Annotated in this window: 23 protein-coding genes; 14 read left to right on the top strand and 9 right to left on the bottom strand. The window is 63.0% G+C overall.

What is annotated here, in order from left to right; translation table 11 throughout:
- Positions 1-95: 95 nt before the first annotated feature.
- From V8V93_RS05525 to V8V93_RS05515, 3 genes are read right to left on the bottom strand one after another with little or no spacing between them, the layout of a single operon-like run.
- Positions 96-626, bottom strand: a complete 531-nt coding sequence (locus V8V93_RS05525) for a hypothetical protein (RefSeq protein ID WP_338669361.1) — start codon at positions 624-626, stop codon at positions 96-98.
- A gap of 26 nt (positions 627-652) precedes the next feature.
- A complete protein-coding gene (locus V8V93_RS05520; RefSeq protein ID WP_338669360.1) occupies positions 653-886 on the bottom strand; it encodes a hypothetical protein in 234 nt (77 codons plus the stop codon).
- A gap of 1 nt (position 887) precedes the next feature.
- Positions 888-2,360 carry an alpha,alpha-trehalose-phosphate synthase (UDP-forming) gene (locus tag V8V93_RS05515; protein WP_338669359.1) on the bottom strand — a complete coding sequence of 491 codons (1,473 nt, stop codon included), beginning with the start codon at positions 2,358-2,360 and terminating at the stop codon, positions 888-890.
- Positions 2,361-2,571: 211 nt separating this feature from the next.
- On the opposite strand from V8V93_RS05515, the gene V8V93_RS05510 reads away from it, so the two are divergent.
- From V8V93_RS05510 to V8V93_RS05500, 3 genes are all read left to right on the top strand, one after another.
- Positions 2,572-2,832 carry a co-chaperone GroES gene (locus tag V8V93_RS05510; RefSeq protein WP_338669358.1) on the top strand — a complete coding sequence of 87 codons (261 nt, stop codon included), beginning with the start codon at positions 2,572-2,574 and terminating at the stop codon, positions 2,830-2,832.
- A 173-nt stretch (positions 2,833-3,005) separates the two neighbouring features.
- Entirely contained in the window at positions 3,006-4,592 is a 1,587-nt protein-coding gene (gene groL / locus V8V93_RS05505; protein ID WP_338669357.1) for a chaperonin GroEL, read from the top strand.
- A gap of 165 nt (positions 4,593-4,757) precedes the next feature.
- Complete coding sequence (locus V8V93_RS05500) at positions 4,758-5,303, top strand: tetratricopeptide repeat protein (protein ID WP_338669356.1); 546 nt, start codon at positions 4,758-4,760, stop codon at positions 5,301-5,303.
- A 71-nt stretch (positions 5,304-5,374) separates the two neighbouring features.
- Here V8V93_RS05500 and V8V93_RS05495 read toward each other — a convergent pair whose 3' ends face one another.
- Positions 5,375-7,399: a methyl-accepting chemotaxis protein gene (locus V8V93_RS05495; RefSeq protein WP_338669355.1), complete on the bottom strand. Its 2,025-nt coding sequence runs from the start codon at positions 7,397-7,399 to the stop codon at positions 5,375-5,377.
- A gap of 243 nt (positions 7,400-7,642) precedes the next feature.
- Between V8V93_RS05495 and V8V93_RS05490 the strand changes: the two genes are divergently transcribed.
- The 4 genes from V8V93_RS05490 to V8V93_RS05475 all read left to right on the top strand — a co-directional run bounded on the left by V8V93_RS05490 (position 7,643) and on the right by V8V93_RS05475 (position 10,730).
- The gene (locus V8V93_RS05490; RefSeq protein ID WP_338669354.1) at positions 7,643-8,941 is read left to right on the top strand and encodes a right-handed parallel beta-helix repeat-containing protein; all 1,299 of its coding nucleotides are present in this window, start codon (positions 7,643-7,645) and stop codon (positions 8,939-8,941) included.
- Between the two features lie 316 nt (positions 8,942-9,257).
- Positions 9,258-9,692, top strand: coding sequence for a MarR family winged helix-turn-helix transcriptional regulator (locus tag V8V93_RS05485; protein ID WP_338669353.1), 435 nt, complete (start codon positions 9,258-9,260; stop codon positions 9,690-9,692).
- Positions 9,693-9,763: 71 nt separating this feature from the next.
- Positions 9,764-10,342 carry a flavin reductase family protein gene (locus tag V8V93_RS05480; RefSeq protein WP_338669352.1) on the top strand — a complete coding sequence of 193 codons (579 nt, stop codon included), beginning with the start codon at positions 9,764-9,766 and terminating at the stop codon, positions 10,340-10,342.
- A gap of 106 nt (positions 10,343-10,448) precedes the next feature.
- Positions 10,449-10,730 (top strand): DUF2325 domain-containing protein, encoded by a 282-nt coding sequence (locus V8V93_RS05475; protein ID WP_338669351.1) that lies wholly within the window; start codon positions 10,449-10,451, stop codon positions 10,728-10,730.
- On the opposite strand, the gene V8V93_RS05470 is transcribed toward V8V93_RS05475, so the two are convergent.
- From V8V93_RS05470 to V8V93_RS05460, 3 genes are all read right to left on the bottom strand, one after another.
- Positions 10,727-11,686: a chemotaxis protein gene (locus tag V8V93_RS05470; RefSeq protein WP_338669350.1), complete on the bottom strand. Its 960-nt coding sequence runs from the start codon at positions 11,684-11,686 to the stop codon at positions 10,727-10,729. The genes V8V93_RS05475 and V8V93_RS05470 overlap by 4 nt on opposite strands.
- Before the next feature lie 335 nt (positions 11,687-12,021).
- Positions 12,022-13,113, bottom strand: a complete 1,092-nt coding sequence (locus V8V93_RS05465; protein ID WP_338669349.1) for an N-acetylneuraminate synthase family protein — start codon at positions 13,111-13,113, stop codon at positions 12,022-12,024.
- A gap of 2 nt (positions 13,114-13,115) precedes the next feature.
- Positions 13,116-13,730: a winged helix-turn-helix transcriptional regulator gene (locus V8V93_RS05460; protein ID WP_338669348.1), complete on the bottom strand. Its 615-nt coding sequence runs from the start codon at positions 13,728-13,730 to the stop codon at positions 13,116-13,118.
- Between the two features lie 544 nt (positions 13,731-14,274).
- On the opposite strand from V8V93_RS05460, the gene V8V93_RS05455 reads away from it, so the two are divergent.
- From V8V93_RS05455 to V8V93_RS05425, 7 genes are all read left to right on the top strand, one after another.
- On the top strand, positions 14,275-16,011 hold the full coding sequence (locus tag V8V93_RS05455) for a long-chain-fatty-acid--CoA ligase (protein ID WP_338669347.1): 1,737 nt from the start codon (positions 14,275-14,277) through the stop codon (positions 16,009-16,011).
- 348 nt (positions 16,012-16,359) lie between these two features.
- On the top strand, positions 16,360-17,535 hold the full coding sequence (locus V8V93_RS05450) for an ABC transporter substrate-binding protein (protein ID WP_338669346.1): 1,176 nt from the start codon (positions 16,360-16,362) through the stop codon (positions 17,533-17,535).
- Between the two features lie 120 nt (positions 17,536-17,655).
- Positions 17,656-18,567: a branched-chain amino acid ABC transporter permease gene (locus V8V93_RS05445; protein WP_338669345.1), complete on the top strand. Its 912-nt coding sequence runs from the start codon at positions 17,656-17,658 to the stop codon at positions 18,565-18,567.
- 15 nt (positions 18,568-18,582) lie between these two features.
- Positions 18,583-19,677 carry a branched-chain amino acid ABC transporter permease gene (locus V8V93_RS05440; protein ID WP_338669344.1) on the top strand — a complete coding sequence of 365 codons (1,095 nt, stop codon included), beginning with the start codon at positions 18,583-18,585 and terminating at the stop codon, positions 19,675-19,677.
- A 10-nt stretch (positions 19,678-19,687) separates the two neighbouring features.
- Positions 19,688-20,455, top strand: coding sequence for an ABC transporter ATP-binding protein (locus V8V93_RS05435; RefSeq protein ID WP_338669343.1), 768 nt, complete (start codon positions 19,688-19,690; stop codon positions 20,453-20,455).
- Positions 20,452-21,189: an ABC transporter ATP-binding protein gene (locus V8V93_RS05430; protein WP_338669342.1), complete on the top strand. Its 738-nt coding sequence runs from the start codon at positions 20,452-20,454 to the stop codon at positions 21,187-21,189. The genes V8V93_RS05435 and V8V93_RS05430 overlap by 4 nt, the downstream gene beginning before the upstream one ends.
- 168 nt (positions 21,190-21,357) lie before the next feature.
- Positions 21,358-21,975 carry a hypothetical protein gene (locus V8V93_RS05425; RefSeq protein WP_338669341.1) on the top strand — a complete coding sequence of 206 codons (618 nt, stop codon included), beginning with the start codon at positions 21,358-21,360 and terminating at the stop codon, positions 21,973-21,975.
- A 110-nt stretch (positions 21,976-22,085) separates the two neighbouring features.
- On the opposite strand, the gene V8V93_RS05420 is transcribed toward V8V93_RS05425, so the two are convergent.
- Together V8V93_RS05420 and V8V93_RS05415 are read right to left on the bottom strand one after the other, a co-directional pair.
- Positions 22,086-22,580: a peptidylprolyl isomerase gene (locus tag V8V93_RS05420; RefSeq protein ID WP_338669340.1), complete on the bottom strand. Its 495-nt coding sequence runs from the start codon at positions 22,578-22,580 to the stop codon at positions 22,086-22,088.
- A gap of 103 nt (positions 22,581-22,683) precedes the next feature.
- Positions 22,684-23,028 (bottom strand): hypothetical protein, encoded by a 345-nt coding sequence (locus V8V93_RS05415; protein ID WP_338669339.1) that lies wholly within the window; start codon positions 23,026-23,028, stop codon positions 22,684-22,686.
- Between the last annotated feature and the right edge of the window lie 5 nt (positions 23,029-23,033).

Genomic DNA, 23,033 nt, shown 5'->3' with positions numbered 1-23,033 from the left:
TCCCCGCAGAGGATAAGCACGGCCCGGCCAAAGGCAAATGGAGCAAAAGGCCGCCCCGTTCCGGGACGGCCCCGCGAAAAGAGGTCAGACGGCCGCTACTCCTTGGGGATCAGCGGCTTGTAGTACATGCCGATCTTGATGCGGTCCGTGGAGAACTGGCTCTTGAGCTTGACCTTGAGGGTGGCGGTCTCCCAGCGGTACTCGTCCCAGCCGTCCGACTGCTTGTGGTCGGGCAGCCCGTAGGAATCCATCAGGGTGGCCACCACCTGCTTGATGTCCTGGACCTTGGCGATCTCCACCAGCACGGTGTAGAGCCGGCCGTCGCGGAAGCCGTAGGTCACGTTCGCGCCCTGGATGTTGAACACCCCGCACGGCTCAGTCTTGGTCACCTTGTAGTACTTTACCCCGGCCACGGTGTGGGAGTAGGTGATCTCCTCCACGGTGGCGATGGGCGCGCCCCAGGGGATGGAGCCGCAGTCCTCCACGGCGGGCTGGGCGGACTCCGACGGAGCGGTCGCGGCCGCTGCCGCGGTGGCCAGTAACAACGTCAGCATCAGGGCCGGGATCAATATACGGGTCTTCAAGGCGAGCTCCTTGTACGCGGGTTCCATTATATTCATATGCATACCTTTTCCGAAAGGGCGACCGCCTGTCAACCGTTGGTTTTGGTTCCCTTGTAGGTGAAGGCCTTCCTGTCCATGGTGTAGTGGCTCCCCCGGTCGATGCCCACGGCCCGGCCGCAGGGACAGAACACCTTGCCGTCCCGCTCCTCCAGGTTCCATATCCTGTCGATGCGGTCCTTGTGGCAGCGGTGCACCTCGCCCTGGCCGATTTTGCGGTACCTCCAGAGCTTGCGGCGGCAGTCGGCACACTTGAGGACGAGCACGTCACATCCTGTTGAAGTGCACGGTTTCCGCCTCGGGGAAGTCCTCCAGGGACTTGGCGATGCCCGCCCGAAGGAAGGAGTCCACCCAGCGGAAGATATTGCTGCGGCGGATCTGCTCGCGCAGCCGGGTCATATGTACCTTGCGCTCCTCCAGCGGCCAGTGCAGGGCTCGGTGCAGGGCCTTGGCGATGCCCTCCACGTCGTACGGGTTGACCAGGTAGGCGTGCCGCTGGAGCTGGGCCGCGGCCCCGGCGAACTCGCTCAGGACCAGGACCCCGTCGCCCTTGTTGTTGCAGGCGCAGTACTCCTTGGCCACCAGGTTCATGCCGTCGCGCAGCGGCGTGACCAGTCCCACGTCGGCCGCGGCGTAGTAGGCCACCAAATCCTCGTGCGGCAGGCTGCGGTAGTGATAATGGACCGGCACCCAGCCGGGAAAGGAGAACTCGCCGTTGACCCGGCCGACCAACTGCTCGATCTCGGTCCGCAGATCCTTGTACTCGTCCACCTCCTCGCGGCTCGGGACCGCGATCTGGATGAAGTTCACCTTGCCTTTGAGATCGGGATAGCGGCGCAGCAGGGTCTGGATGGAGCGGATGCGCTCGGGGATACCCTTGGTGTAGTCCAGCCGGTCCACGCCGAGAATGATCTTGCGGTGCCGGAGCGCCTCCTTGAGGTCGAAGGCCTTCTGGACCACGTCGGCCCGCCCGGCCATCTCCGTGAACTGGGCGTAGTCGATGGAAATGGGGAACGCCCCGGCCCGGAACGAGCGGTTGCCCAGGTTGATGGTCACCACCGCGCCGCGGCCCTCGACCTTGGCCTCGGGCATGAGCCGGTGCAGGCTGCCCACGAAGTTGCGCCGGTCCTGGACCGTCTGGAAGCCGACCAGGTCGAATTCGGTCAGGGCCTGGATGAGCTTGGACCGCCACGGCAGCTTCATGAAGATGTCCGGCGGCGGAAAGGGGATGTGCAGAAAGAACCCGGTGTTGCGCCTGACCCCCATGGACTTGAGGAAAAAGGCCTGGTGCATGAGGTGGTAGTCCTGGATCCAGATGTAATCCTCGGGCGAGGAGCGCCGGGCCACGGCCTCGGCGAACTTGAAATTCACGTCCAGGTAGGTGCGCCAGTAACGGGGATGAAAACGGCAGAGGCTCTGCAGGTCGTGGAACAACGGCCAGATGATCTCGTTGGAAAAGCCGTAGTAGTAGCCGTCCACGTCCTTCTCGGTCAGGGGCACGGTGCACAACTCGTACCCGGCCTCCTCCGTGAAGTCGGCCAGGAGCTCGTCCATGTCGGCCTCGGAGTCCGTGGCTCCGGACCAGCCGATCCACATGCCCCCCCGGTTTTTGAGCACCGGGGCCATGGCCGTGACCAACCCGCCCGAGCCCTGTTTGATCTTCCAGCCGTCCTCTTCCTTGCGGAGGGCGACAGGAAGCCGATTCGAGACCACCACCAGCCGTTTTAGCGCGGGTTCCATCCTGTACTTGCTCCTGTTTGCTTTGCTTATTCGGTTTTTTCTATTTACAGCACTACCCTGCTTCGGTGGGGATTTCAACCGCGCCTCCGGAACGGTCAGGAAAAAATATTCCGCCCGCCTGTTGACACCGCCCTCACCATACTTATCTCTTGGCCCAGTCGAAACATACGCCGCCACTGCTTGCGGTGAAGACAGCATAAGGAGACTTTTCATGGGTTTGAAACCGCTCAATGACCGCGTCATCGTCCAGAGGAAGGAAGAAGAGGAAAAGACCGCCGGGGGCATCTACATCCCGGATTCCGCCAAGGAAAAGCCCCAGAACGGTATCGTCGTGGCCGCAGGCCCCGAGTGCAAGACCGTCAAGGACGGCGATATCGTCCTGTTCGCCAAGTACGCCGGCAGCGAATTCAGCATGGACGGCGACGATCTGATTATCATGCGTGAGGACGACATCCTCGGCGTCTTCGCCTAAAACCGCCCATAAAGGCCCGATTGCTTCGTTGCTGCAAAAGAATCAAATCCTCGCGTAGGAAGACTACGTTTCGGCCTTGATTCTTTTTTGCGCCTCGCACTCGAACCTTTCTGAACGGTTTTGCGAAGCTGACTACAATCACTGACAACCACTTTTCATAGGGACTTGGAACAATGTCTAAAGCAATTGATTACAAAGCGGTAGCCCGCGAGGGCATGCAGCGCGGCGTCAACACCCTGGCCGACGCCGTCAAGGTCACCCTGGGCCCCAAGGGCCGCAACGTCATGCTCGAAAAGACCTGGGGTGCGCCCCAGGTGACCAAGGACGGCGTGACCGTGGCCGAGAAAATCGACCTTGAGGACAAGCTCGAAAACATGGGCGCTCAGATGGTCAAGGAAGTGGCCAAGAAGACCAACGACATCGCCGGTGACGGCACCACCACCGCCACCATCCTGGCCCAGGCCGTGTTCAACGAGGGCGTCAAGCTCCTGGCCGCCGGCCGCAACCCCATGTCCCTCAAGCGCGGCATCGACGCCGCCGTGGCCGCCGTGGTCGAGGAGCTCGACCAGATGGCCAAGCCCATCAAGAAGACCTCCGAGATCGCCCAGGTCGGCTCCATCTCCGCCAACAACGACATGACCATCGGCGAGATCCTGGCCGAGGCCGTGGACAAGGTCGGCAACAACGGCGTCATCACCGTGGAAGAGTCCCAGGGCCTGACCACCGAGCTGGACGTGGTCGAGGGCATGCAGTGGGATAACGGCTACCTTTCCCCCTATTTCGTCAATAACCAGGAAGACCAGAACGTCACCTTCGAGAACCCGTTCATCCTCCTGTCCGAAAACAAGATCTCCAACATCAAGGCGCTCGTGCCCATCCTCGAAGCCGTGGCCAAGGCGAGCCGCCCCCTGCTGATCATCGCCGAGACCGTGGAAAACGAGGCCCTGGCCGGGCTGACCATCAACGCCATGCGCGGCGCCCTCAAGGTCTGTGCCGTCAAGGCCCCCGGCTTCGGCGACCGCCGCAAGGAAATGGTCCGCGACATCGCCATCATGACCGGCGCCACCCCGGTTTCCGAGGACACCGCCGTGACTCTGGAATCCATCCGCCCCGAGCACTTCGGCACCGCCAAGAAGGTCGTGGTCGACAAGAAGAACACCCTCATCGTGGACGGCGCCGGCGACAAGAAGGCCATCGAGGCCCGCTGCGACGAGATCTCCAACATGGCCAACAACGCCACCAGCGACTACGACCGCGAGAAGCTCCAGGAGCGGCTGGCCAAGATGGTCGGCGGCGTGGCCGTGGTCAAGGTCGGCGCCCCCACCGAGATCGAGATGAAGGAACGCAAGGACCGCGTCGAGGATGCCCTCAACGCCACCCGCGCGGCCGTTGACGAAGGCATCGTCCCCGGCGGCGGCACCGCCCTGGTGCGCGCCGGCAAGGCCCTCAAGAACCTCAAGGGCGACAACGACACCGAGCAGGCCGGCATCGACATCATCGCCCGCGCCATCGAAGAGCCGCTCAAGCAGATCGCCAACAACTGCGGCCTCGAAGGCACCGTGGTCGTCGAAAAGGTCAAGGCCCTCAAGGGCAACAACGGCTTCAACGCCGCCACCGGCGAATACACCGACCTCGTCAAAGAGGGCGTCATCGACCCCAAAAAGGTCACCCGCATCGCCCTGCAGAACGCCGCGTCCGTGTCCAGCATGCTGCTGACCACAGAATGCGCCATCTCCGACTACGTCGCCGACGAAGACTAGTCACCCCGATTCATCAATATTAAAAAGTGGGGACGCGCAATGCGCGTCCCCACTTTTTTGTCTCCGGGGGCCGGGGGCAGCGCCCCAGCGGGGTTCGGGGCGGCGCCCCGTCCGCCGCCCTCATCCCCCTTGTCCTCGGGGCGGCAAACCGCTATTGTGCCTACCATGACATTCTTCTCCAAGCTGGTACGGCCCGAGACCAAGGGCAAAAAGAACTTCGAGCGCGGGCGCGCGGCCGAGGCGCGGAGCGATTTCGGCAAGGCCGAGACGTACTTCAGCGAGGGCGCGGCGGCCTATGACGAATATTTTGCCGGGAAGCCGGACGAGGTCCGGCCTTCGCACCTGGCCATGGCGGGCGTGTGCTACACGCGTACGGGCCGGTATGAGGACGCCTTGCGCGTGCTATCCGAATGCGTGGAGCGCAAGGAAATTCCGGACGCGTTTCTGAACGCGGGGTATGCCGCGGCCAGACTGGGCCGGGCGAACGAGGCGGCCCGGTATTGGGCGCTGTATCCGTCCTGGGCGGGCCAGCGCACGGTGGAGTCCGCGCTCAACGAGCAGGTCAGGCGGATCCGCGCGGGCGGCGCGGACCTCGGCGCGGCATGCGAGACGGTGGCCAGGGCGGTGTTCGAGCAGGACAAGGTCAACGCACGGGACCGGAATTTCCGGGAAGCGGGCCGCCGGACCTCGGAATTTCGCCAGGGGTACTGACTCCGGCACGGCAGAGCGCAAGAGAAAGCCCCCTCGCGGAAGACCGCGAGGGGGCTTTCTCTTCGGATCGATCAGGATGCCCCGCCCGGCGGCAGGGCCTTGAAGTTTGCCTGTTCGCAGGTCTGGTCAACGCTGTCCACATGGAAGTAGTGCATGGCGCTTTGCAAGGTCGTGGCCTGTCCGGCCAGTTCCTCGGCGGTGGAGGCCATCTCCTCGGAGGCCATGGCGTTTTGCTGGATGACCGTATCCAACTGGCCCATGGCCCGTTCGATCTGGCTGACTCCGTGGTTCTGCTCGGAGCAGACCTTGGAGACGTCCTTGATCAGTTCGGCGGTCTTGGCGATCTCCGGGGTGAGCCGGGCGAACAGGTCGCCGGTCTGCTCGGCCACCTGCACGCTGGAGGCGGACAGCTCGCGGATTTCCTGGGCCGTGGTCCCGCTGCGCTCGGCCAGCTTGCGGACCTCGGCGGCGACCACGGCGAACCCCTTGCCGTGCTCTCCGGCCCGGGCCGCCTCGATGGCCGCGTTGAGCGCCAGCAGGTTTGTCTGCCGGGCGATCTCCTCAATGAAGGAAATCTTGTCCGCAATCTCTCGCATGGCCCCCACGGTCCGGCGCACGGACTCCTCTCCGGTGAGGATTTCCCGGTTGGTCTGGTCCGCGATCTCGCTGGTCTTTTCCGCGTTGTCCGCGTTCTTGCGGATGGAGGCCACGATCTCGGTCAGGGACGAGGAGACCTCCTCGATGGAGGCGGCCTGTTCCTCTGTGGACTGGGACAGGGTCTCGGACGAAGCCGAGAGTTGTTCGCTGCCCGCGGCCACGTTGTCCGTGGCGCACTGGACCTCGCCGACCACGCCGCGCAGCCGATCGGCCATCTGGAGCATGGACTTGAGCACGCCCCGGTCGCGGTCGTCGGCCTTGGCCATGGTCAGGTCCCCTTCGGACACCCGGGAGGCCATCCCGGCGATGTCGGAAGGCTCTCCACCCAAGGTCCGGGTCACGGAAAGGGCGCTCATCATGCCCGCGACCACGCCGAGAACAGCCAGCAGCAGGGCGATGCCCAGGACCATGAGGATCATCCTCTCGATACGTTTGTCCAGGTCGGCCTGCTTGGCGGCGATGGCGGCGTCGATGTTGTCGACGTAGACGCCCATGCCCACGACCCAGCCCCACGGCTTGAACAGCTTGACGAAGGAGAGCTTGGGGAAATCGCCCTGCTCGCCGGGCTTGGTCCAGAAGTAGCTCACGAATCCCTGGCCCGCCGCCTTGGCGACATCGGCCATCTCCACGAAGAACGGTTTGCCCTTGCTGTCCAGTTCTCGGCTCAGGTCCTTGCCGTCCAGCCCGGGATTGATCGGATGCATGACCATCTTGGGGGTCAGGTCGGTGACCCAGAAATAGTTGCCGTCCGTGAGCCGCATCTTGGACACCTGGCGCAGGGCCTCCTTCTTCATGGCCTGGGTGATGTCCTCGATCCAGGCCCCGGTCCCAATGGCCCATCCGGCCTCGGGCAGGAGGCGGACGTAGGATATCTTGAGCTTGGGCACGTCCTCGCCCGGCTTGGGCCACCAATAGGCGACCACGCCCTGACCGTTTTTCCTGGCTATGTCGCTCATGCCCGCGATGATCGGAAATCCCTTTTTGTCCTTGAGTCCGGACATGTCCTTGTCCCGCAGGGCGTCAGAGGGGTGCGCCAGGATGACGTTGTCGAGATTCTGCACCCAGACGTAGTTGTCCCCGTCGAAGCGGGCGGGCTCGACGATACGGCGCAGCCCCCGGATGAGGTTTGCCTGATCCAGGCGGCCCGCGTTGGCGTCATAGTAGGCTTTGACCTGGCCGTAGACCACGTCCACCACCCGCTTCAGATCCTCTTCCCTGTCCCGCTTCAAGCCCTCAACGTCCTGGGAGCGGTCGTAATATCTTTTGATGGTACCCTCGGCCATCTGGACGGCGTCCTCAAGATTCAGGCGGGCGTCCTCCATCTGCTCACGCCGGAAATCCTTCATCTGTCCATCGGCATACCCTCTCAATCCCTGTATGGAGAGTAGGCTGAGGGCCACGATGACCACCACAACAGTGGCCACCTGCATCAACGTCATTCTGGTTCTCAAACGCATCGCTATCCCCCCCCCTCGCGGGTCGCTTGTCAGGCCGTATCAGCCATCCGTTATGCATCGTGGTCTTTATGGTTCGCGAACAAATTGATAAACGCCATTATAAATATTGATGCGAGGGCAGGGGCCGCCCGCGGGACGCCGGTCAGCGCATTGAACATCGTCGCCAAAGGGGGTAAAATCATTCAGATAGCCGCAAAAATGAACGACCAGCCGCACGGAGACCCCATGCACCGTTTCTTCACCGTCCTGTTTCTTGTCCTCTTTCTCGCCGTCCCCGCCGGCGCCGAAGACGCCGTGGTCACGGGCACGGGCGACCCGGCCAGAGACGTGGCCAACGTACAGGCCGCGCTGGACAAGGGAGGCACGGTCCGGCTGCGCGGCCGGTTCGACTTCGGCGCGGACGGGCGGGTCAAGATCACCAAGAACGTCCGCATCCTGGGCAGGCTGGACGAAGCGGATGAGCCCCTGACCACCATCTCGGGCGGCGACTGGACCTTTTACTCCCCCCTGCCCGTGGACACCGCGCCGCCGGGCAAGGACGGACCGCTCATCGTGGTCCGCAACCTCCATTTCGACGGGGCCAAGGGTACGCCCCTGCACTTCGCCTACGCGGGCGGGCTGGAGATCGGCGGCTGCGTCGTGACCAACGTGTTGCCGCAGGACACGGCCATCACCTGGAGCCAGGGCGACTCCCTGCCGTTCCAGGCCGGCATCGTGGTCGGCAATCGTCTGGTCCACCCCAAGGGCGGGCTCAACGGGGCGGTCACGGGCACGGTGCTCATCGAGCACAACCGCCTGGAGATGATCAACGACCACCCGGAGGAGACCGCCGGGTACGGCGTGCTCGCGGACTGGACCACGGGCGCAGAGATGACCATCCGCGGCAACGAGATCAACCGCACCTCGCGCAACGGCATCGAGGTCCTGGACAACGAACTGGGCCCCGAGGGCAAGGGGTTCATCCGCATCGAGTCCAACCGCATCGTCACGGACAACGAAGGAATCGCCTACCCCAATAAGTTCGGGCCCAACGGAGTTGTTGTCGGCTGGTATTTCGACACCAATGGAGGTGCTGATTTTTCAAGAAACAACCGGGCCATCATCACCGGCAACCGCATTGAGGCGCGCGGGGAAGAGTCCATCGGCCTGCTGCTCTATGCCAACGACCTGGTGGTCACCTGCAACGATATCGTCATGGCCGGAGGCCGGGGAGCGCGCGGCGCGGTCCAGACCGGCTCGCGCGGATTCTTCGCCAACAACCGGGTGCGCGGCCGGGCCAACTACGCCCTGTTCTGCTACCCCTTCGAGGCCCTGACCGCCACGGCCAACACCTTTGCCTGGACCGAGCTGGGCCTGTTCACCGGGTTCAAGGGCCAGGTCCTGCTCGGCGGTCGGGTCAACGTGGTGGTCGGAACGGTCCCGTCTCTCATCGACCACGGCCAGGGTAACCGCGTGGCGGACTGCGCCCCATGCGCCCTGCCCGAAGCCGACCCCGAAAACGAAACCTGGCCCCCGGCACCATAGCCGCGCCTTCCCCGGCTCCCGGCAGGCGCAGGCTCCCCGGATGCCGCCCTTGCCCCGGGCCCTTCTTTCCCCGGATTCCTCGTCCCCCGGTGTCCGGATACCGCCTTGTTCACCCCACGTGTCCGGTTTCCGCCTCGGTCTTCGCCTCCCGCCGGTTTGTGCCGCGCCGGATCCGACCGGCACCCGGCACTCCGATCCCCTCCGCATCCGCTGCCCACGACGCGTCCCGCATCCGCTTTGGCCTCCCTTCCGGCCTCGCCTCCTTTACGTCTCCGTATATCGATGATAGTTGTATGTACATACAAGCGAGAACCCCATGAAAAAACCATCCCTCTATCTGCAAAACTGCCTGTTCTTCACGGCCAACGCCCTGGCACGGTCGGTCACGCGCCTGGCCGAAAAGGCGTTCCGCGACACCGGGCTCTCCCCGTCCCTGGCCTTTGCCGTCATGCTGGTCAACGACCAGCCGGGCATCACCGTGACGGAGCTCGCCGACCACCTGCACCTGGCCCCGTCCACCCTGACCCGGTTCACGGACAAGCTGGTCTATCAGGACCTGGTGGAGCGCCGACAGGAAGGCAAGCTGACCCGCGTCTATCCCACGGACAGGGCACGGAAGGCCCAGGCGGAGATCGAAAAGGCCTGGACCCGACTGCACGAGGACTACTCCGCCGTGCTCGGCCGCGAGGCGGGCGACGACCTGGCCCGCGAGACCTTTGCCGCGCACCAGCGCCTCGAAGACCTAAGCTGACCCGGAGGCCCGGCGTCCGGTTTTATCGCCAAGAACACTTGTATGTACATACAATAAAAAAGGAGCTCACCATGTCCGAGCGGATCAACATCGGCAACAACGCCTTCATCCTGCCCGAACCGCAGACCATTCTCGGGACCATGCTCGACGGCAGGCCCAACTTCATGGCCATGGCCTGGGTCACGCGGGTCAACTACGACCCGTGCATCATGGCCATGGCGGTCAACAAGAAACACGCCAGCCACCGGGCCATCCTCGAAACAGGCCAGTACTCCATCAACCTTCCGTCCGTGGACATGGTCGCCGAGACCGATTACGCGGGCCTGGCCTCGGGCAACCGGACCGACAAGTCCGGCCTGTTCGAGGTCCATTTCGGCGAGCTCGAAAACGCCCCGCTCATCCGCGCCTGCCCCCTGGCCATGGAATTCCGCCTCAAGGAACAGTTCCACATGACCAACGACACCCTGTTCATCGGCGAACTGGTCGCCGCCTGGACCGAAGAGCGGTTCCTGACCGATGGCCACGTCGACGTGGAAAAGGCACGTCCCTTCACCCTGACCATGCCCGACAACCGTTACTGGGCCGTGGGCGTACAGGTCGGCAGGGCCTGGCACGAGGGCAAGGCGCTGCGCAAATCCCCAACGGATTAAGCCGGTTGAAATTCCTCGCGAAGAAATCGCGATCAATTGTTGACACGCCCCTCGCTGCCGGGTATTTATTGATAACGATTTTCAATCTCAACGAAGGAAGGGCAACATGTGCGCAGCATTGATAGGCGGAATGGACCGGTTGAAGCAGGAATACGTCTCGGAAGCGAAACGCAGCGGGATCAAGCTGAAGCACTTCACCGGCAAGGAGCGGAAGATATCCAAGGCCCTGGGCCAGGTGGACTTCGTGGTCATGTTCACCAACAAGGTGTCCCACAAGGCGCGCAAGGATGTGCTCGACGCCGTGCGCGGTAAGGACGTGCCGGTCTACATGCACCACTCCTGCGGCGTGTCCACTCTGCGCAGGCAGTTGGACGAGGTGACCGGCTAGCCCGCGGCCCCGTTCCCGTCCCAGCCGCGGATCAGGTTGATGACCTTCTCGGTCAGGCCGTGGAACTCCGGCTTGGTGACCTGCTCGTCGGCCATGACCGCCTTGCCCTTGTGCAGCACGGACTTGGAGATGAGCGATGAGAAGAGGACTACGGGCAGGACCTTGAGGACCGGGTCCTCCTTGACCTTGCGGGTCAGGGTGTAGCCGTCCATCTGCGGCATCTCCACATCCGAGACCACGGCGTCCAGATAGTCCAGCGGGCTCCCGCCCCCGGACGCGCACTTGGCCTTGATCCCCTCCAGAAACGACCATGCCTCGGCCCCGTCGCGGACCATGGTCACCTCGAAATTGGCCTGGCTGAAATTGCTTTCGAGCAACTGGCGCACCGATGTGGAATCGTCCGCCACCAACGCCCGGTACCGTTGCTCCGAAACAACGCTGCTCAGGTTAGCCTGGGTCTGGCCCGACTCGTCCAGATCGGCCAGGACCTGCTCCAGGTCGAGCATGAGCACGAACCGGTCCTTGATCTTGACCGTCCCGGTGATGCAGTTGTTCTCCATGGACGACACGTACTTGCTCGGCGGCTCCACGTCGGCCCAGAAGACCCGGTGGATCTGCGTCACCCCGGAAACCAGAAAGCCCGTGATCATGGCGTTGAACTCGGTCACAATAATCGGCTCGTTCGCGGCGGGCGAGCGCTCCATGTCCAGCCACACGCTCAGGTCCACCACCGGCAGAATCAGGTCGCGCAACGGGATCGTGCCCAGAAAACTCGGGTGCACCGCCGCCTCGGAACCCTCCAGCCCCTCCGGGGCCTCGACGACCTCCAGCACCTTGGCCACGTTCACGCCGAAATATTGCCGCTCCACCCCGTCCGGGGTGACTTCGTCGATGAAGAACTCAATGATCTCAAGCTCATTGGTCCCTGTTTCCAACAGAATGTCCGACTGACTCATTCGCCCTCCTCCGGCACGGTTGCGGCCATGCCTCACCTCCTAGCACGCTCCACGCCCGAGATGAATGATAATTTACGTATAGACTGTTGCCTCCGGAGGCCGGGGCACTGCCCCGAACCCCGCTGGGGCGCTGCCCCAGACCCCGCCAGGGAACCTTTTGAAAAAGGTTCCCTGGACCCTCCCAAACTTTTTATGTGCCTTCGGCAAGGACGAGCGCACGCCGAAGGATGACGATATGGAGCCCATATAAAAACAGTCCTTCCCCCGGCCGTCGGAGACAAAAAAAGTGCGGACGCTCCACGCGCGTCCGCACTTCCATTTCGCTTACTCGGCGTCTACGACGAGGCGGCGCCTGCGCAGACGGATTGGGTCAGGCTGAGGGCATCCCATTGGACGGGTTCCTCGTGCTTGACCGAACGGTTGAGGGCCGCGCCGAGGACTTCGTCCCAGTGGACCGGGGAGACGCCCACGCGCGGGCAGCGGGTGGTCAGGTCGGCCTCGGTGAGAATGTGCCCGGCGGGCAGGTCGCGGGAGAAGACGATGCACTTGCGCAGCTTCTTGGCGGCGGCCTGTTCGTCGGGGAAGACGACCTTGCCCTTGACCTGGACGGCCTTTTCGACCTCGCGGATCATGGTCACCATGGCGGCCAGTTGCGCGGGTTCAAGGGAGGCCTGGTGGTCGGTACCCTTGAGGGTCTTGTCCAGAGTGAAATGGCGCTCGACCACGCACGCGCCCAGGGCGGCCGCGGCCACGCTGGGGCCGATGCCCTTCTCGTGCCCGGAGTAGCCGACCGGCACGCCGTAGCGTTCGCGCAGGGCGTCCATGACCGGCAGGCCGATGTGTTCCTCGGGGCACGGGTAGGTGGAATTGCAGTGCAGGAGGATGACGTCGTCGTGGTAGGCGCGGATTTCGGCCATGGCCACGTCGATGTCGTCCAGACCGCTCATACCGGTGGACAGGATGACCGGAATGTCGGCCTTGGCGTACTTGCGCACCAGGGGCACGTTGACCAGTTCGGCGGAACTGATCTTGAGCAGTTCCACGTCCAGGTCCAGGATCTGGGCCAGGCTCGGGTCGTCCCAGGCCGAGGCGAAAAAGACCAGGCCCAGGGATTCGGAGTATTCCTTGAGCCGGGCCATCTCTTCGATGGACAGCTCGAGCGCGGCGCGGTGTTCGCCGTAGGTCGGGCCGAAGCTGTTGGGACCAGTGTAGGGAGCGGCCCGGCCCTGCCGGGTGAGCAGCGCCTCGCTGTCCCGCTTCTGGAATTTGACCCCCTGGACCCCAGCGGACGCGGCCTCGTCGATCATCTGCCTGGCGATGTTGAATTCGCCCTGATGATTGTTGCCGATTTCCGCGACCACGAAGCAGGGATGGCCCTTGCCGATGGTGACGCCCGAACGCAATGTGACGGATTGAATCTGTTTCATAATCAGAATCTCACGATTTGAAATCCGCGCTTTTCGGAATAGGGCTTGACCTGTTCATAGATCTCGCCCTGCTTGCCAAAGGAGGTGATGACCACGGCATCGCAGTCCACCTGATCCAGGACATGCGGTGCGGAAACCACGTGTCCGTTGAAAATCTGCCCCTGTTTTTCGGTGTCGTTGTCCAGCAGGACCTTGATCCGGAAGCGGGAGCCGCGCAGAGCGGACAGGACCACTTCGCAGGTCTCGGACGCACCAAAGAGCGCGAGGTCCCGCTTGCCTTCTTCATCCAGGCCCTTGAGCTTGTCGAGCACGAACTCCTTGATGGTGGAATAGAGCCGGACGGTTTCCGAGGAATAGTCCGAAAACATCCGTTGCCGCGAGCGGCGGCCCTGTTCCGTCAGGGTGTAGTTGTAGCTCTTGCCGTTGACCGGGAGGAACTCGACCAGCCCGTCGGCCTGCAACTGCTTGAGGTACTGGTTGACCATGGCCCCGGACAGATGCAGCCGTCTTCCCAACTCGTACTGGGACAGGCTGGAATCCCTGGACAGGGCGTCCAGGATGGCCAGGACTCGGGTGCTCTTGCTCGGCCTGAGGTAGCACCCTTCGGTTATCAGCATTCCGGTCACCACATTTTCAGCGTATTCAGCCATACAACTTCTCGGTCATTCGTTCGGTCAATGATGCATCCGTTCGAAGAGGCGTCCGGCTTTGCCGAGGATTTCACTCTAGACACGGCCACCTTACCTGTCAACTCGGGCCTGGACCGGGCTTTCCCGGACGTCTGCCGCACCCTCCGCCGAGCCCGCCCGCCGATCAATCGTTGACATATTGAATAATCGGCGCGTTCCGGCTCTGACTTTAGCCGGCGGGCAATGATTTCCCCCGAAAGGGGCGTGCGGGGGTATCTGCAAGGAGTTTGCCAAGGGTGGCAAGCAGGCTTTGTCTCGCACCTGATTTTACCACAACACACTATAATGAAAGAATCTTATTCCCAACATGCCTCCAAGCGAAGGCCGGTTCGGCAACGGACCTTGCCGAACGCGAAAAAAACGTCAAAAATTCGACCCCGTTGTTTGAAACGCGCCATATTGACCCCGTCACCGGCCTATTATACGTTCGCCGCACATTTTCATCACCGAAACCCCTTGAAGGAACCCTGAGATGGAGCAACTCGACCGCCCCTGGCTCAAATCCTATGATCCGGATGTGCCGCCGACCCTGGATTACGAGAAAATTCCGCTGTTCAAGTTCCTGGACAGGGCCGCGCACAAGTGGCCCAAGCGCAAGGCCATCGTTTTCCGCAACTGGTCGATTACCTACGCCGGGCTCAAGGCCCGGACCGAGATCGTGGCCGCCAACCTCCGCGCGGCGGGCATCCGCAAGGGCGACCGGGTGGCGCTGATGCTGCCCAACCTGCCCCAGACCATCATCGCCTTCTGGGGCGTGCTCCGGGCCGGGGCCGTGGGGGTCATGACCAATCCCCTGTACATGGAGACCGAGATCATCCACCAGTTCAACGACGCCGGGGTGCGCTGCTGCATCACCCTGGACCTGCTCTGGCCCAAGCTCGAAAAGCTCCGCGACTCCCTGCCGGTGGAGAAGTTCTTCGTCACCTCCATCGGCGAGGGGCTGAAATTTCCCCTGAACGTGCTCTACGCCCTGCAGGCCCGGAAGAACGGCAGTACGCCCAAGGTCCCCTTCGACGGCAAGTCCGTGCTCCCCTTCAAGTCCCTGGCCAAGGGGCGCGAGAAATTCACCAACGAGCGGGTGGTGGCCGACGACATGGCCCTGTTGCAGTACACCGGCGGGACCACCGGCGTGGCCAAGGGATGCATCCTGACCCATTTCAACATCGGCGCGAACATGCAGCAGTGCCAGTCCATGATGCACACCCTGGGCAAAAAGCGGGAGACCTTCCTCGGCATCCTGCCCTATTTCCATATATATGGGCTGACCACATGCCTGGCCTGGCCGACCAGCCTGGGCGCGACCCTGGCCCCGTTCCCACGCTATGTGCCGCTGGATGTGCTCAAGGGCATCCACAAGCTCCGGCCCACGGTCTTTCCCGGCGCGCCCGCCCTGTATATTTCGCTGTTGCAGCAAAAGGACATCGACAAATACGACCTCAAATCCATCGAGGTCTGTGTGTCCGGGTCCGCCCCCATGCCCGTGGAGTACATGGAGCAATTCCTCGAACGCTCGGGCACGTCCATCACCGAGGGGTACGGCCTGACCGAGGCCTCGCCCGTGACCCACTTCAACCCCCTGGAGGGCAAGAGCAAGAACGGCTCCATCGGCCTGCCCTTCCCGGACACGGACGCCAAGATCGTGGACATGGACGTGGGCGGCGAGCCGCTGCCCGCGGGCAAGCGCGGCGAACTGGTCATCCGCGGACCGCAGGTCATGAAGGGCTACTACAACCGGCCCGACGCCACGGCCGACGTGCTCCGCAACGGCTGGCTGTACACCGGCGACATCGCCACCATGGACGAGGAAGGCTATTTCTACATCGTGGACCGCAAAAAGGACCTGATCATCTCCGGCGGATACAACATCTACCCCCGCGAGATCGACGAGGTCCTGCACGGCCACCCCAAAATCAAGGAGGCCGTGTCCGTGGGCATTCCTCACGAGGCGCGCGGCGAGATCATCAAGGCCTACGTGGTCGTCCACGACGGCGAAAAGCTGGAGCGTTGCGACGTCATCGCGTTTTGCCGCGAGAAGCTGGCCAACTACAAGGTCCCGCGCCAGGTGGAGTTCCGCACCGACCTGCCCAAGACCATGGTCGGCAAGGTCCTGCGCCGCGCCCTGCGCGAGGAAGAGGAAGCCAAGGCCGCGGCCAGGAAGAAGCGCCGGGCGGACAAGCAGCAGGCCAAGGCCGGGGAGGCCTGCGAATAACCGCCGCACAGGCCGTCCGCAAGCCCGAAATCAAGGGCCGGTTCCCGCTCGGAACCGGCCTTTTTTCGCGCCCTGGGGGCGCATCGCGTCCCCCGCTTCGCGGAAACGCCGGACGCCGGGCGGCGCTACTCGGGAGGTTTTCTCACATTAATGAAAAATTTTATTCCCCTAAAAATTTCTTTTCGAGAAATTATGGCCTGTTTTCACCTGGAACTGCGCAATTAATTCAACCATACCGCCAGATTTGCAAAAATGTATTACCGAAAACCACTTCCTCTCACCCCCCTTTTGGTGTATGAATCATCACTGTTTCAATCAGCAACCATAATTCCTATGAGAGGAGGAGTAATGAAACTGAGTTTGCACAAGACGGGCCTGCTGGCTCTCGCGTTCGTTCTGAGCTTCCTGATGATCGTTCCGGCCTTTGCCGCCGACACCATCAAGATCGGCTTCAACCTGCCCCTGACGGGCGACATTCCCGAGGTCGGCGACGGTTCCAAGAAGGCCGCCGAGATGTACCTCAAAGATATCAACGACGCCGGCGGCCTCGAGGTCGGCGGCAAGAAGTACCAGCTTGAGTTCGTGTACATGGACAACGAGTCCAAGGCCGAATCCGCCGTCAACGCGGCCCTCAAGCTCATCGAGCAGGAGAACGTTGTCGCCATCATCGGCCCCAACTCCTCCAAGCAGGCCGTGCCCGCCGGCGGCACCTGCAACGATAACCGTTGCCCGATGATCACCCCCTGGTCCACCAACCCGGACACCACCAAGGACCGCCCCTGGGTCTTCCGCGCCGCCTTCCTGGATCCGTTCCAGGGCCCGGTCGCGGCCGACTTCGCCTCCGAAAAGTTCGGCGCCAAGACCGCTGCCGTCCTGTTCGACGTGTCCAACGACTACTCCAAGGGCCTGGCCGAGATCTTCAAGGCCGCCTGGGAGAAGAAGGGCCTGGGCCCGGTCGTGGCCTTCGAGTCCCACGGCACCAAGGACCAGGACTTCTCCGCCCAGTTGACCACCATCATCAAGGCCAACCCGGACTTCATCTTCGTGCCCGACAACTACAACCAGGTCGCTCTGATCGTGCAGCAGGCGCGTGACCTCGGCTACCAGGGTCCGTTCATGGGCTCCGACGCCTGGGGCACCCCCGACCTGATCAAGCTCTGCGGCGAGCAGTGCTACGGCAACTACTTCTCCACCCACTACGCCGCGGCCGGCGCCACCGGCGCCACCAAGGTCTTCATCGACCGCTACGAGAAGACCTACGGTTCCACCCCGGCCGACTACGCGGCCCTGACCTGGGACTCCATCGGCCTGCTCGTTCAGGGCATCCAGAACGCCGGCAAGGTTGATTCCAATCCGCGCAAGGAGCGCCAGCTCATCCGCGACGGCCTGGCCGCCATCAAGTCCTTCGACGGCATCACCGGCAAGTCCAAGTTCGACGCTCAGGGCGACCCGATCAAGTGCGCCGTGGTGGTCAAGATCTCCGACCAGGGCGAATTCGTCTTCGAGCAGTCCGTCTGCCCGTAGGCCTTTGAGTACACCGAGTTAGGTGAGCGGGGGCCGTTGGCCCCCGCTCTTGTATACACCCTCCGGGGCCGGGGCGCCCGTCGGCCCGAAATCCTCAGAAATTTCCCAGGGAAGGCTATCGTGGACTTCATCATTCAAAACATCATCAACGCCCTGCAGTGGGGCAGCTTCTACGCGCTCATCGCGTTGGGCTACACCCTGGTGTACGGCGTGTTGCGCCTGATCAACTTCGCCCACGGCGATATCTTCATGGTCGGCGCCTACATCGCGTTTTTCGTGGCCGGATTCATGCTCGGTCCGGCGCTCGGACTGTCGCCCATGGTGACCTTCCTGCTCGCCGTGCCGCTGACCATGTTCCTGACCGCCTGCGTGGGCGTCACCCTGGAGCGTGTGGCCTATCGCCCGCTGCGGCGCAAGGGCGCGCATCGGCTCTACGTGGTCATCACCGCGCTGATGTGCGGCCTGATCCTTGAATACTCCAACCTCGCCGTGCTCGGCGCCAGCCGGTTGAAGTTCCCCGAGTTGGTCCACAAGACCATCTGGGACATCGGCGGCGTGACCGTGACCAATCTGAAGGTCATCGTCATCTTCGCGGCCATCGCCGTCTTCGTCATCCTCAATTTCATCGTCACCAAGACCAAGATCGGCATGGCCATGCGCGGCATCTCCTACGACAAGTTCGCCATCCCGCTCATGGGCATCCCCATCGACCAGATCATCGTCTTCACCTTCATCCTGGGTTCCGGCTTCGCCGGTCTGGCCGGGCTGCTCTTCGCCATGTCCTACCCGGTGCTCGAACCGTTCATGGGCATGCTCATCGGCTGGAAGGCGTTCATCGCGGCGGTCGTCGGCGGCATCGGCGACATCCGGGGCGCATTCTACGGCGGCTTCCTCCTCGGCTTCATCGAGGTGGGCGTGGTCACCGTGTTCCCGTCCACGTACCGCGACCTGTTCGCCTTCACCATCCTGCTGATCATTCTCTGGATGAAACCGACCGGACTGTTCGGCATGCCGCAGTCCACCAAAATCTAGTCGGGAGCCAAGCGCATGCAGAAATACTCATTCAACATCCTGATCGCGTTCGCGGCCGTGGTCCTGCTGGTCCTGGCCCAATACCGCATCCTCGACAACTACATCCAGGCGGTCATCATGTTCGGCGGCATCAACATCATGATGTCCACCTCGCTGAACCTGGTGAACGGCAACATGGGCGAGTTCACCTGCGGCCACGCGGCCTTCATGTGCGTGGGCGCCTACGTGGCCTCCATCCTGTCCGTGGTCTGCTTCGGCTCCAAGTTCGGCGACCCGCTGTTCCCGGCGGCCGCTTCCTACTTCGTCTTCCCGATCATCATCCTGATCGGCGGCTTCATGGCGGCCCTGTCCTCCATCCTGGTGGCCCTGCCCTCGTTCAAGACCCGCGACGACTACCTGGCCATCATCACCATCGCGGTCAACTACATGGTCATCTCGGGCATCGAGAACATGGACTGGATCGGCGGCTCCCGCGGCTTCCAGGGCATGAAGGACACGGTCTGGGCCATGGTCGACTCCACCCCGTCCTGGCTGGCGGGCGACAACGACTTCCCCTGGGTCCTGCTCTACGTCATCCTGTTCACCATCTTCGACATCTGGGTCATCCGCCGGTTCATCACCTCGACCTACGGCAAGGGCGTGGACGCCGTGTGCCAGGACGAGACCGCGGCCGAGATCATGTCGGTGAACACCAACAAGATCAAAACCGTAAACTTCATGATCTCGGCAGGTCTGGCCGGGTGCGCGGGCGGCCTGTTCGCCCACGTGATCGGCTACGTCAACCCGCAGTCGTTCAACATCCTCAAGTCCACCGAGGCCATGGTCATGGTCTACCTGGGCGGCATGGGTTCGCTCTCGGGCGCGGTTATCTCCGCGGTGGTCTTCACCTTCCTGCTCGAGATCCTGCGTTCCCAGGCGCTCATCGACTTCCTGATGGCCCCGGCCACCTTCGTGTTCCCGGACTGGGAGCCGTCCGCGGGCGTCATCAAGTGGGTCATGATCCCGCTGCTCCTGGTCCTGATCATGCAGTTCAGGCCCGAGGGCATCATGGGCAACAAGGAGTTGTCGGACGTGTTCCCGAAACTCAAAAAATACTACACGTTCAAATAGGGGGCTGTTCATGTCACTGCTTAAAATAGACAGCCTCACCCAGCGGTTCGGCGGCCTCCAGGCCGTCAGCGAGTTCTCGGTGGACATGCAGGGCGGCGAACTGATGGGGCTGATCGGCCCCAACGGCGCGGGCAAGACCACCATCTTCAACCTCATCTCCGGCTTCTACCAGCCCACCGAGGGGACCATCACCTTCGACGGCAAGCCCACGGCAAAGCTCAAGCCCCACCAGGTCACGTCCATGGGCATCGCCAGGACCTTCCAGAACATCCGCCTGTGGCACGACATGACCGTGCTGGACAACATCCGCATCGCCCAGCACTACCGCCTCGGCTACACGGTTCTGGATTCGGTGCTGCGCGGCAAGAGGTACCGCGCCCGCGAAGCGCGCATCCTGGAGATCGCCGAGGAGCTGCTCGAGGCCATGTCCCTGACCGAGGTGGCCATGGAGTATCCCAAGAACCTGCCATACGGGCTGCAGCGCCGGGTGGAGATCGCCCGGGCCATGTCCATCCGGCCCAAGCTCCTGCTGCTCGACGAACCGGCCGCGGGCCTGAACTCCAAGGACGTGGAAGACCTGATCACCCTGGTCCGAGGCATCCACGACCGCTTCGACATCACCATCTTCATGATCGAGCACCAGATGAAGGTCGTCACCTCGCTGTGCCAGTGGATCAAGGTCATCGACTTCGGCTCCACCATCGCCGAGGGCACCCCCGAAGACATCCAGAGCAACCCGGCCGTCATCAAGGCCTATCTTGGAGACGACAACATATGACTACTCCCTTACTCGAAGTCGAAAACCTGTACGTCAAGTACGGCAACATCGAAGCCCTGCACGGCATCTCCTTCTCCGTGGGCGAAGGCGAAATCGTCACCCTCATCGGCGCCAACGGCGCGGGCAAGTCGACCACGCTCATGTCCATCGCCCAGTTGCCGCCGCCCGAGGCCCCCAAGGTCATCAAGGGCGACATCCGCTTTAAGGGCAAGTCCATCCTGGGCATGCCCGCGGACAAGGTCGTCTCGGACCTGCACATGGCCCTGGTCCCGGAAGGGCGCCACATCTTCGGCAACCTGACCGTGGAGGAAAACCTCAAGATCGCCACCTACTCCCGCAAGGACGGCCAGGGAGAGATCGACCGCGACTACAAGCGCGTCTACAAGCTCTTTCCGCGCCTGGACGAACGCAAGAAACAGCGCTCCGAGTCCCTGTCCGGCGGCGAGCAGCAGATGCTGGCCGTGGGCCGCGCCATTCTGTCCGGCTGCCGGGTGATCATGCTCGACGAGCCGTCCATGGGGCTGGCCCCGCTGCTCATGTACGACATGTTCCGCACCCTCAGGGAGTTGAACGAGGAGGGCATGACCATCCTGCTCATCGAGCAGAACGCCAACCTGGCGCTCAAGTTCGCCCACCGGGGCTACGTCATCGACACCGGCGAGATCGTGGCCCAGGGCACGTCCGCCGAGCTCATGGAAAACCCGGAGGTCAAGAAGGCGTACCTCGGCGGCTAGCCCCGCTCGCAACACGCAAGACACAAGGGCTGCTCAGACGGGCAGCCCTTTTTTTGCGCCGGATTCCGGACGGTGCGCCGTTCGCCTGTCCCGAGTTGGCACGGCTTGTGCTGTTCATGGCGGAGGGAAAAACATTCCCCATGGACAACGGCAACAGCGGGAGCAAGCATGTCGACCACATCCATCGGAAGCGACCTGATCACCGGCACCTACACCCTGCTTCGCGCCTCGGTGGAGGAGAAGCAACTGCGCCAGCAGGCCAAGGCGCTGGACGAGGAAAGCGCCCAGAGCGGCGCCACAAAGGGCCTGGCCTCGGATATATCGTCCGTCCTGGACCAGATTCCCAAGGGCGACGACAACCGCCTCTCCTTCCAGGAGGTGCAGGACTACCGGGAGAAACTCGGGGACAAGTGGGACGTCGCGGTCATGGCCGACCTGAAGAAGCTCGGCGTGGACGTGTCCAAGGAGTTCGCCATGACCTACGACCCGGACACGGGCAAGGTCACGGTCCCGGACTCCACCAAGGATGCGGAGATCATCAACAAATATTTTGAGGACAACCCGGATAGGGTCAAGGAATTCCACACCATCATCCAGCTGGGCAAACTGGCCTCCACGGCCTCCAGCCAGCTCTCGCAGAACGACATGATGACCAGCCTTAAGCAGCAGGCCATGTCGTGGTGGTTTGCGGACAACACCGACCCGGCCAGCTGGTTCGAGGGCGGCGGCCTCCTGGCCATGGGCGGCAGCAGCGCGTCCTACACCGGCCTGAACCTGATGGTCTAGCGGGCCCGGCCCGCCTTTCGCACGGCAAAAAAGGCGCACCCCGAAACAGGGTGCGCCTTTTCCATGCAATTCACCCCCGCGCCCGAAGGCCGGGGGGCGCGGTCAGGCCGCTATTCGACCACGGTGGCCTTGTTGATGACCACCGGCTCGACCGGGACGTCGTCGTGGAAGCCGTGGCGGCCGGTGGGCACGTCCTTGATCTTGTCCACGGTGTCCTGGCCCTCCACGACCTTGCCGAACACGGCGTAGCCCCAGCCCTGGGGGGTCTCGGAGGAGAAGTTCAGGAAGCCGTTGTCCTTCACGTTGATGAAGAACTGGGAGGAGGCGGAATGCGGGTCCATGGTCCGGGCCATGGCCAGGGTGTACTTGTCGTTGGTCAGTCCGTTGTTGGCCTCGTTCTTGATGGGCGCGCGGGTCGCCTTCTCCTTCATATCCGGGTCCATGCCGCCGCCCTGGATCATGAAGTTGGAGATCACGCGGTGGAAGATCAGGCCGTCGTAAAAGCCCTCTTCCACGTACTGCTGGAAGTTGGCCGCGCTCTCGGGGGCCTTTTCGAAATCGAGTTCGATGACGATGTCGCCCATGCTGGTTTCCATCTTGATCATGAATACGCTCCTTTGTGCCGGGGTCGCGCCCGGCGTGATGTCGTTAGGGGCCTTCCCCTTACCAAAGCCCGATGCGCCTGGCAAATCAGGCCGCCGGGCGCGCCTACTGCCCGGCCTCGGGCGCCCCGCCCCCGCCGGCGGCGGGCGGCCGTACCTCGGTATCGTAGAACATGCCCAGCCCCTCGTTGGGCGAGGCCTCCTGCCGGACCAGGGCAGGATTCTCGGCCCGGAAGGTCAGCAGGGAGCCGAGCTTGAGGATGTTCCGCTCAATGACCAGCTCGGCCTGGGGCTCGACGATCTCCGTCTGCTTGGCGGAGTTGGGGCTTTCCGGGCGAAAGTTCACGGGCGGCGGCCCGTCCACGAAGCCCGTGGCCAGGTAGGCCAGGGCCACGCCCGCGAGCACCGGCTTGAGCACCCGTACCGTGCCCGCCCAGGTCACCCGGAACACGCCCG

Source organism: Pseudodesulfovibrio sp. 5S69, assembly GCF_037094465.1.
GTDB classification, from domain to species: domain Bacteria; phylum Desulfobacterota; class Desulfovibrionia; order Desulfovibrionales; family Desulfovibrionaceae; genus Pseudodesulfovibrio; species Pseudodesulfovibrio methanolicus.
The sequence above is the reverse complement of the archived record's forward strand: the minus strand, read 5'-3'. Positions and strand labels throughout refer to the sequence as shown.